Source organism: Streptomyces sp. NPDC048361 (assembly GCF_040651795.1).
Lineage (GTDB): Bacteria > Actinomycetota > Actinomycetes > Streptomycetales > Streptomycetaceae > Streptomyces.
The window spans coordinates 181,766-190,096 of the sequence record NZ_JBEZKW010000005.1; the positions used below are offsets into that span (position 1 = coordinate 181,766).

General features: G+C 71.7%; 8 protein-coding genes. 3 read left to right on the plus strand and 5 right to left on the minus strand.

Annotation, left to right across the window (positions count from 1 at the left end; all coding sequences use genetic code 11):
* Window positions 1–55: 55 nt before the first annotated feature.
* The 3 genes from AB0D31_RS04985 to AB0D31_RS04995 all read right to left on the minus strand — a co-directional run bounded on the left by AB0D31_RS04985 (window position 56) and on the right by AB0D31_RS04995 (window position 2,537).
* Complete coding sequence (locus AB0D31_RS04985) at window positions 56–661, minus strand: MarC family protein (RefSeq protein ID WP_362717072.1); 606 nt, start codon at window positions 659–661, stop codon at window positions 56–58.
* Window positions 662–822: 161 nt separating this feature from the next.
* A complete protein-coding gene (locus AB0D31_RS04990; protein WP_362717075.1) occupies window positions 823–1,692 on the minus strand; it encodes a PHP domain-containing protein in 870 nt (289 codons plus the stop codon).
* Between the two features lie 206 nt (window positions 1,693–1,898).
* A complete protein-coding gene (locus AB0D31_RS04995; RefSeq protein ID WP_362717077.1) occupies window positions 1,899–2,537 on the minus strand; it encodes a DUF6758 family protein in 639 nt (212 codons plus the stop codon).
* A 364-nt stretch (window positions 2,538–2,901) separates the two neighbouring features.
* Here AB0D31_RS04995 and AB0D31_RS05000 point away from each other — a divergent pair, with 364 nt between their 5' ends.
* Window positions 2,902–4,128 (plus strand): MFS transporter, encoded by a 1,227-nt coding sequence (locus AB0D31_RS05000; protein WP_362717079.1) that lies wholly within the window; start codon window positions 2,902–2,904, stop codon window positions 4,126–4,128.
* 179 nt (window positions 4,129–4,307) lie between these two features.
* On the opposite strand, the gene AB0D31_RS05005 is transcribed toward AB0D31_RS05000, so the two are convergent.
* Window positions 4,308–4,892 carry a suppressor of fused domain protein gene (locus AB0D31_RS05005; protein ID WP_362717081.1) on the minus strand — a complete coding sequence of 195 codons (585 nt, stop codon included), beginning with the start codon at window positions 4,890–4,892 and terminating at the stop codon, window positions 4,308–4,310.
* Window positions 4,893–5,392: 500 nt separating this feature from the next.
* Here AB0D31_RS05005 and AB0D31_RS05010 point away from each other — a divergent pair, with 500 nt between their 5' ends.
* Window positions 5,393–6,580 carry a magnesium and cobalt transport protein CorA gene (locus tag AB0D31_RS05010; RefSeq protein WP_362717084.1) on the plus strand — a complete coding sequence of 396 codons (1,188 nt, stop codon included), beginning with the start codon at window positions 5,393–5,395 and terminating at the stop codon, window positions 6,578–6,580.
* Between the two features lie 35 nt (window positions 6,581–6,615).
* Here the strand turns inward: AB0D31_RS05010 and AB0D31_RS05015 are convergent, their stop codons facing one another.
* On the minus strand, window positions 6,616–7,509 hold the full coding sequence (locus AB0D31_RS05015) for a DMT family transporter (RefSeq protein ID WP_362717086.1): 894 nt from the start codon (window positions 7,507–7,509) through the stop codon (window positions 6,616–6,618).
* A 69-nt stretch (window positions 7,510–7,578) separates the two neighbouring features.
* On the opposite strand from AB0D31_RS05015, the gene AB0D31_RS05020 reads away from it, so the two are divergent.
* The gene (locus tag AB0D31_RS05020; RefSeq protein WP_362717088.1) at window positions 7,579–8,103 is read left to right on the plus strand and encodes a hypothetical protein; all 525 of its coding nucleotides are present in this window, start codon (window positions 7,579–7,581) and stop codon (window positions 8,101–8,103) included.
* Window positions 8,104–8,331: the final 228 nt, after the last annotated feature.

Sequence of the window (8,331 nt, forward strand, 5' to 3'; positions counted from 1 at the left end):
CCCGTACCTGGATGTACGGGGGCGCTTCTGCGTGAACGGGGCCGCGCCAGGGCGTTCAGCCGGCGTGGATGACCTGGGTGATCCCGTTGATGATCTGCTGCACCGCGAGGGCGGAGAGCATCATGCCGGCGAGCCGGGTCACCAGGACGACACCGCCGTCCTTGATCACGCGGATGATCAGCAGCGAGTACCGCATGGTCACGTACAGAACGACGTGGATGGCGATGATCGCGGCCCAGACCGAGACCTGGCCGGAAACGGAGTCGTGGTTCTGGACGGCGAGGATCACCTGGACGATCGCGCCGGGGCCGGCGAGCAGCGGCATGCCGAGCGGTACGAGCGCGACGTTGACGTCCTTGGTCTGCTGGGGTTCGTCGGTCTTGCCGGTGAGCAGGTCGAGCGCGATCAGGAGCAGCAGCAGCCCACCGGCGATCATCAGCGCGGGGACGTCGATGTGCAGATACGCCAGGATCTGGTGCCCGACGAGCCCGAAGAGCGTGATCACTCCGAGCGCGACGGCCGCGGCCTGCCAGGCCATCCTGCGCTGGACCTTGGCGGCCCGGCCGGCGGTGAGCGCGAGGAAGATCGGCGTGATCCCGGGGGGATCCATGATGACGAACAGGGTGAGGAAGAGGGAGCCGAAGACGGCAGCGTCGAACACGGTGAGCCTTGCAGGATGAGGGGTGTACGGAGGAGGGCCGGGCACCGCGCGGCGGCGCGGGACGGCCGGACCCGGCGCCGGGGTCGCGCGGAGGCGGCCGGGTGGGGTGGGTGAAAGGGGGTGCGGGGCGGTGCCCCGCGGGCCGGGAGGGGCGGCTCCCGCTACGGGCGGTCGCTTCCGCCCGCGCCCGGCACGGGGAAGGCCCCCGTGGCGCGGCGGGTGATCTCGCCGTAGATCTCGGGGTCGGTGGTGCACTGCCCGAGCCGTACGGTCTTGCGGCTGCCGTGGTAGTCGCTGGAGCCCGTGGTCAGCAGGCCCAGGTCGTCCGCGAGGGCGCGCAGCCGAGTCCGGGTGGGGGCGTCATGGTCGGTGTGGTCGACCTCGACGCCGTCGAGCCCCGCGGCGGCCAGCTCCGCTATCACCGTCTCGGGCACGACCTGGCCGCGCTTGTGGGCGAGGGGGTGCGCGAAGACGGTGACGCCGCCGGCGGCCTTGACCAGGCGGATCGCGTCGAACGGGTCGAGCTCGTGCTTGCCGACGTAGGCGCGGCCGCCGTCGCCGAGCCAGTCCGGCACGAAGGCGTCGGAGACGGAGGCGACGACGCCGAGTTCGACGAGCGCCTCGGCGACGTGGGGGCGGCCCACCGAGCCGTCGCCCGCGATCCGCGCGACCTGCTCCCAGGTGATGGGCACGCCGAGGTCCTGGAGCTTGGCGACCATGCCCTGGGCACGCGGCACCCGGTCGTCGCGCACGAGCTCGCGCTCGCGGGAGAGCTCGGGCTCCTCGGGGTCGAAGAGGTAGGCCAGCATGTGCAGGCCGATGCCGTCGACGCGGCAGGAGAGTTCGGCGCCGGTGACCAGGGTGAGGTCGAGGTCGGGGAGCGCGGCGATGGCCTCGGCGTATCCGCGGGTGGTGTCGTGGTCGGTCAGCGCGACCACGTCGAGCCCGGCGGCCGCGGCGTTTCGGACCAGCTCGGCGGGGGTGTCCGTACCGTCCGACGCCGTGGAGTGGGTGTGCAGATCGATGCGCACGACGCGTACTCCAGGGCATATGGGGCGGATCAGGGGACGGTCAAGGATAACCGGCCGCCCGCGCCCCGCCGCCCGCGTGCGCGCGGCTCGCCGTCTGCTCCTGGGCGGTGCTCGCTGTCTCCTCTTGCGCGCGGCTCGTCGTCAGCTTCCGTGACGGCGCGCCGTCCGCTTCCCTGCGCGCCCGAGCGCAAGGGGTGCGTACGCCGTCAGGACAGGATGCGCGGGGTGAGGGCCCCGCACGGCAGCAGTTCGACTTCGGCGCCGGCGTCGCGCAGGTCGGTCAGGACGAGCTCGTCGTACATGAGAAGCCCGGATTGTTCGGGCCACACGATCGCCCACAGCCACAGTCCGCGCGCCTCACCGGCGAAGACCGCGCGGTCGTCCGGGGTCCGGGTGACGTGCCACAGCGGGGTGGGCCGGCCGGCCGCGAGGACCTTGGTGTGCGGGGGCTTGTCGACACTCATGGACGGACCGGGGTCGGGTCCGTCGATGCCCGCGAAACGGGCGCCGAGGCCGACGCCCAGCTCCTCCGCCACCAGGATCAGCTCGCCGAGGCCACCGAGGGGCCCCGGACCCGAGCAGGCGACGGCGGTGGCGCGGCCGCCGCTGCGGTCGTCGCCCGCGTACCCGACGCCGGTGAACAGCCAGCCGACCGGGAGCGGCCAGGGCATCCACACCGGCACCTGGGATCTGCGTACGACGACTTCGAGGCCCTCGACGCTGGGCGGCAGGATCGGCTGGAGCGGATGGACCGGGCCGTGGACATCGCACTGCCAGGTGTCGGCAAAGAGACCGGGCGCCCTGACCCGGCCTCCGCACTTCGGGCAACTGGGTTCGCCCCTCATAAGGCCCCACGCTCCTCCCCGGCCGTCGCCCCGTCAAGGACGATCACCCGTCCGGAGGCCACGGGCCCCTCCCCGGAGGCATGGAAAAATAGTTTCATGTTGCACTCATTAGCCTTGCTAAGTTATCGTGTGTATTGCACAACGACCTTGTGGCCATCCATCGAGGGAAGCGGGAGCAGCCATGCGGCAAGGGAAGGACCCACTTGACGAAGGCGCGGGCACGGGTGTGGCCCCGGGCTCGGGTGCGGGCTCGGGTGCGGATGTGGCCCCGGGCTCGGGTGCGGGCTCGGGTGCGGATGTGGCCCCGGGCTCGAGTGCGGCCCCGGGTGCGGATGTGGCCCCGGGCGCGGGTACGGCCCCGGGTGTGGGCTCAAACTCGGGCTCGGGTGCGGGCAGCCTGTTGCGTCAGCCCAAGGCGGTCTGGGCGACCGCGGGCGCGTCCGTCGTCGCCTTCATGGGCATCGGCCTGGTCGACCCGATCCTGCCCTCCATCGCCAAGGGCCTGGACGCCACACCCAGCCAGGTGTCCCTGCTCTTCACTTCGTACTTCCTGATCACCGCCGTCGCGATGCTGGTCACGGGGTTCGTCTCCAGCAGGATCGGCGGCAAGAAGACTCTGCTCGCGGGCCTCGCCCTTGTGGTGGTCTTCGCCGCGCTCGCGGGCACGTCGAACTCGGTCGGCGAACTCGTCGGCTTCCGGGCGGGCTGGGGGCTCGGCAACGCGCTCTTCGTCTCCACGGCGCTCGCCGTCATCGTGGGCGCGGCGGCCGGCGGCAGCGCCGCGGCGATCCTGCTGTACGAGTCCGCGCTCGGACTCGGCATGGCGTGCGGGCCGCTGCTCGGCGCGATCCTCGGCGACATGAAGTGGCGCTATCCGTTCTTCGGCACCGCGGCGCTGATGGCGATCGGCTTCCTCGCGATCACGGTGTTCCTGAAGGAGCAGCCGAAGCCGGCGCGCAAGACCTCGCTGCTCGATCCGATCAAGGCGCTCGGCCACGGCGGGCTCGCCTCCGCGGCCGCGTCCGCCTTCTTCTACAACTACGCGTTCTTCACGGTCCTCGCCTTCACCCCGTTCGTCCTGAACATGTCGCCGTACAAGTCGGGCGGGGTGTTCTTCGCCTGGGGTGTGCTGCTCGCGGTGTTCTCGGTGCTCGTCGCGCCGCGCCTCCAGGAACGGTTCGGCTCCCTGAAGGTGCTCGGCGGATCGCTGGTGCTGCTCGCCGCGGACCTGCTCGTGCTGGGCTACGGCAACCACACGACCGCGGTGGCGGCGACCATCGCCTCCGGCGCGTTCATCGGTCTGAACAACACCGTGTACACCGAGTTGGCGCTCGGCGTGTCGGACGCGCCCAGGCCGGTGGCGAGCGCGGGCTACAACTTCGTCCGCTGGTTCGCGGCGGCCGCGGCGCCGTACTTCGCGCCGAAGATCGAGGAGTGGAGCGACATCCACATCCCGTTCGTGGTGGCGGCGGTGGCGGCGGTCGTCGGTGCGCTGATCGTGTGGGCGCGGCGTGGGTTGCTCACGCATGAGGCGGAGGAGTTGCGGCCGGCGCACGCGGTGGAGGACGGGGTTTCGGTCTTCGCGAACTGAGCGCGCCCTTTCAATGTGGGCCCGCTGAACTTGGCGGCCTGTCCGCGCGGTTTCCCGCGCCCCTGAGCGGGTTGACCTTGGCAGGGTGCCGGGCAGCGCAGGCAACCCGGCTGTCGCCTGCGGACCGTGCCCGCTTATCGCGCGGTTCCCCGCGCCCCTGGCGGGGGCTGCCCTTGACCTCAGTCCAGCGTCGCGGACTTCCGCAGCGGGTCGCGCAGATCCGTTCCCTGGGTCAGCCACCGCTCCTGGAGCTCCTGCGCCCCCCGCACCCGCTTCCACGCCGCCTCGTTCGTGGTCATGGGCAGCAGCGGCAGAAAGCGGACCGGGTCCATCGGCGCGTCCAGCTCCAGGTCCTCGACGAGGCCGCCCGGCTCGGCCACCAGGACCGAGGTGAACGGGGCGCCCGGCCACAGCGCGTCGCCGGTGTCGAGCGAGGCGCCCGGGGCCACCACCACACCCTCCACCTGTGGCGAGGCGGCGAGCACGGCGAGCGCGCGCAGCACCTTGTCGGTGTCGGCGAGCCCGGCGCGTACGGACAGGATCAGCTCGGCCCGCGGGCCCTTCACGGGGTCGGCGAGCGCGGCGGTCGGATCGGCCATCGGCTGGGCGGACATGCCGAGCGTGGCGTAGCGGACGATGTCTCCCTCGGCGAACCGCAGCACCTCGATCCGGTCCGTACCGAGAAAGGTGACCGCGGCGCGCGCGTCCGGCTCGCCCAGCGCGGTGCGCAGCCGGGCCTCGACCAGAGCAAGAACATCAACCATGGGCCGAGCATAGAAGGCGTATGCAAGCGGCAAAGAGGGGGCTTGCGCAGTGGTGGGCTGATAGTCTTGGCCGCTGTTCGGGACAGCAGGAAGTTCCCCACGGGGGACCGGCTGGAGGAGGTGGGGCTGCGATGGATCGAAGTCGGCCTGGCAGTACCAACCGCTCTTCCGCACGGCTGCGTTGTTCCCGGTGACGGTGATCTGAATCTCTCGGTGATCCGAGAGCGTCTTTACCCGGCCCCCGCGCCCGGAAACACCTGAGCCTCATGGCGTTTCGCCCAACGGAAGAGCACATCGCCTCGCCTTGTCCGTTTCAGTAGCGAACGCCGTCCGCGCGTGCCCCTGTGGTGCCGCCCGCTTTGCGAACGTGTGCAGAACGTGTGCAATCGACGCCTTACGGGGTGATGTGACCCCGGGTCTCCTTCGCCGCGGCACGTCCTGCTTGCGGGCAGTTCCAGAGCGTCACGCCCTACGACGGCCCTCCGTGAAGGAGTCCTGCCATGTCGATGATCCGTGACCTGCGTGCCGTGGTCCGCCCCGCGCTGCGCAAGACCAGCACCCCGTACAACGGCTACGACACCACCCGCGACCCGTCGGCGAGCAGCGCCGTCGTCGACTGCGCGGTCTACCGCGACGGGCGGCGCGTGCAGTCCCCGCAGTGCGTCCCGGCGCCGCCCTCCGCCCTGTCCGGCGCGCCCGGGGCGTCCGATGGCTCCGTCCAGGAGGCGGTGTGCCTGACGCCGCGTGAAGCGATGCGCCGGGTCCGCGAGGACGGGGGCTTCGCGTGGATCGGCCTGCACGAGCCGACCGAAGCCGAATTCGCCGGAATCGCGGCTGAGTTCGGGCTCCACCCGCTCGCCGTGGAGGACGCCGTCCACGCCCACCAGCGGCCGAAGCTGGAGCGCTACGACGACACCCTGTTCACCGTCTTCAAGACGATCCACTACGTGGAGCACGCCGAGCTCACCGCGACCAGCGAGGTCGTCGAGACCGGCGAGGTGATGTGCTTCACCGGCCGGGACTTCGTCATCACCGTGCGGCACGGCGGGCAGGGCTCGCTGCGCGCCCTGCGCAACCGCCTCCAGGGCGACCCCGAGTTGCTCGCCAAGGGCCCGTCCGCCGTGCTCCACGCCATCGCCGACCAGGTGGTCGACGGATATCTGGCGGTCGTCGACGCGGTGCAGGACGACATCGACGAGGTCGAGATCGAGGTCTTCTCGGCTCCGGCCAAGGGCAGTCCGCGCGGTGTGGACGCGGGACGGATCTACCAACTCAAGCGCGAGGTACTGGAGTTCAAGCGCGCCGTCTCGCCGCTGCTGCGCCCGATGCAGCTCCTGAGCGAGCGCCCGATGCGCCTGGTCGACCCGGACATCCAGAAGTACTTCCGTGACGTGGCCGACCACCTCGCCCGCGTCCAGGAGCAGGTCATCGGCTTCGACGAACTGCTCAACTCGATCCTCCAGGCCAACCTCGCCCAGGCCTCCGTCGCGCAGAACGAGGACATGCGCAAGATCACGTCCTGGGCGGCGATCATCGCCGTACCGACGATGGTGTGCGGCGTGTACGGCATGAACTTCGACCACATGCCCGAGCTGCACTGGAAGTACGGCTACCCGATCTCGATGGGTCTGGTGGCCGTGGCCTGCATCGTCATCCACCGCACCCTCAAGCGCAACGGCTGGCTCTGACGGCCCGGCTCGCGCCGCTCACGGGGTGCGGCCGCTCACGAGGTGCGGTTGGCCCGGACGACGAGGGCGAGTCCGGCCAGGATCACCAGGAGCGCCGGATAGGCGAGCGCGGGGGGCCGCTGGCCGAGCCAGAGCGCGGCGATGAGGGCGGCGCCCGGGGTTTCGAGCAGGATCGCCGTGGAGGTGACGGACGCACCCAGGTTCGCCACCACGCGGTTGAGCAGCGAGTGCCCGATGAGCTGGGCGGTCAGCGTGAGCACCCCGAGCTTCAGCCAGGTCACGCCGGAGTACGAGGTGAGCTCGGCGCCGCTGAGAAGGGCCGCGGCCAAGAGCCCGACGGCGGCCGTGCCGTAACAGAGGTAGGTGTACGGCACGGTGTCCACGCTTCTGCGGACCTCGGCGCCGAGCAGCACATAGCCGGCGGCCGCGATGCCGGCGCCCAAGGCGAGCGCGTCTCCGGCGAGGGCGCGCGGCGACAGGCTGAGATCGACGCCGGTGAGCAGCACGACGCCCACGCAGGCGGCCAGCGTGCCGCTCCACACCAGGGCCGGCGGCCGGTGTCCGCGCAGCCGCAGCGCGAGGGTCGTCCAGATCGGGGTGGTGGTGCACAGCACGGTCGAGGAGGCGACGGACGTCATGCTCAGGCTGGGCAGCCACAGCCCGAAGTGCAGCGCCAGGAGAGTGCCCGCGCCGACCGTCAGGCCCACCTCGCGCCGGGTCAGGGCGCGCAGCCGGGCCCGGTATCCGAACCAGGCCACCGGGGTCAGCGCGCCCACGGCGAAGGCGTTGCGCCAGAACGCGATGGCGAGCGCGGGCGCGGCGATCAGCGGCGCGGAGAGGGAGACGCCGGCGATGGCGACCCCGAGCAGCACGAAGTCGGTGCGGGGGGCGGCCGCGAGCTGGGGCGCCAAGGTGGTGGCAGTGGTCACGGGCGCAGCGTAAGGGCCGTGACGGGATTACGGAACTGACTATTGAGCGGGGCCTCTACTGTGGTGCCCATGACGCAGACGTTGCTCGACCAGGACCTTCTCGATCAGGCCCTTGTCGAGGAGGCCACCAAGAAGTCCGGGCTGATCTGGGTGCGCGGCACCGGGGTGGCCGAGCGGGCCCTGTGGCACGCGTGGATCGACGGGGCGGCGTACGTCGTGGGCGGCGGGCCGGGCGAGCAGCCGCTCGACGGGCTCGTGGACGGGGGCACGGCGCGGGTGCTCGTCCGCTCCAAGGACAAGGGCGGGCGGCTCGTGGCCTGGACGGCGCGGGTCCGTGAGATTCCGTCGGGCTCCCCCGCGTGGGATGCGGCGGTGGCCGAGCTGAAGGGCAAGCGGCTCAACGCGCCCGATGGCGAGGCGATGCCGGCGCGGTGGGCGGCGGAGTGCCGCCTCCTGAGTCTGACGCCCCAGGGCCCCCTGGAGCCGCCCCCGGACGGCTCGCTCGCTGCGGCCCCGGTGGCCTCCCCCGCCACGACCCGCCACCCGGTCCCGGCCGCCCTCCCCAGACTCCTCCTCAAACGCAAACGCCGCTGACCGCTTCACACCGGGTAGTTCAGGGCGCGGGGTTGCGCCTCTCGCGGCTTCTCGGTGCCGGGTGCCCTACAGGGCCCAGGGCTGTGCCGCATGCGCGGCTCCGCCGCGGCGGAGCCGCTCGACACCGGGCGCCCTACTAGGGGCGCGGGGAACTGCGCGGGTGACCCAGCACGGTCCGCACCCGACGGCGGCGGGGTTGCTGGGGCTCCGCCCCAGACCCCGTTCACG

Excerpts from the sequence above, each read along its gene's own strand:
- AB0D31_RS04995 (WP_362717077.1), bottom strand. The coding sequence starts at position 2,537 with ATGAGGGGCGAACCCAGTTGCCCGAAGTGCGGAGGCCGGGTCAGGGCG.
- AB0D31_RS05010 (WP_362717084.1), top strand. The coding sequence starts at position 5,393 with ATGTCGATGATCCGTGACCTGCGTGCCGTGGTCCGCCCCGCGCTGCGC.
- AB0D31_RS05005 (WP_362717081.1), bottom strand. The coding sequence starts at position 4,892 with ATGGTTGATGTTCTTGCTCTGGTCGAGGCCCGGCTGCGCACCGCGCTG.
- AB0D31_RS05020 (WP_362717088.1), top strand. The coding sequence starts at position 7,579 with ATGACGCAGACGTTGCTCGACCAGGACCTTCTCGATCAGGCCCTTGTC.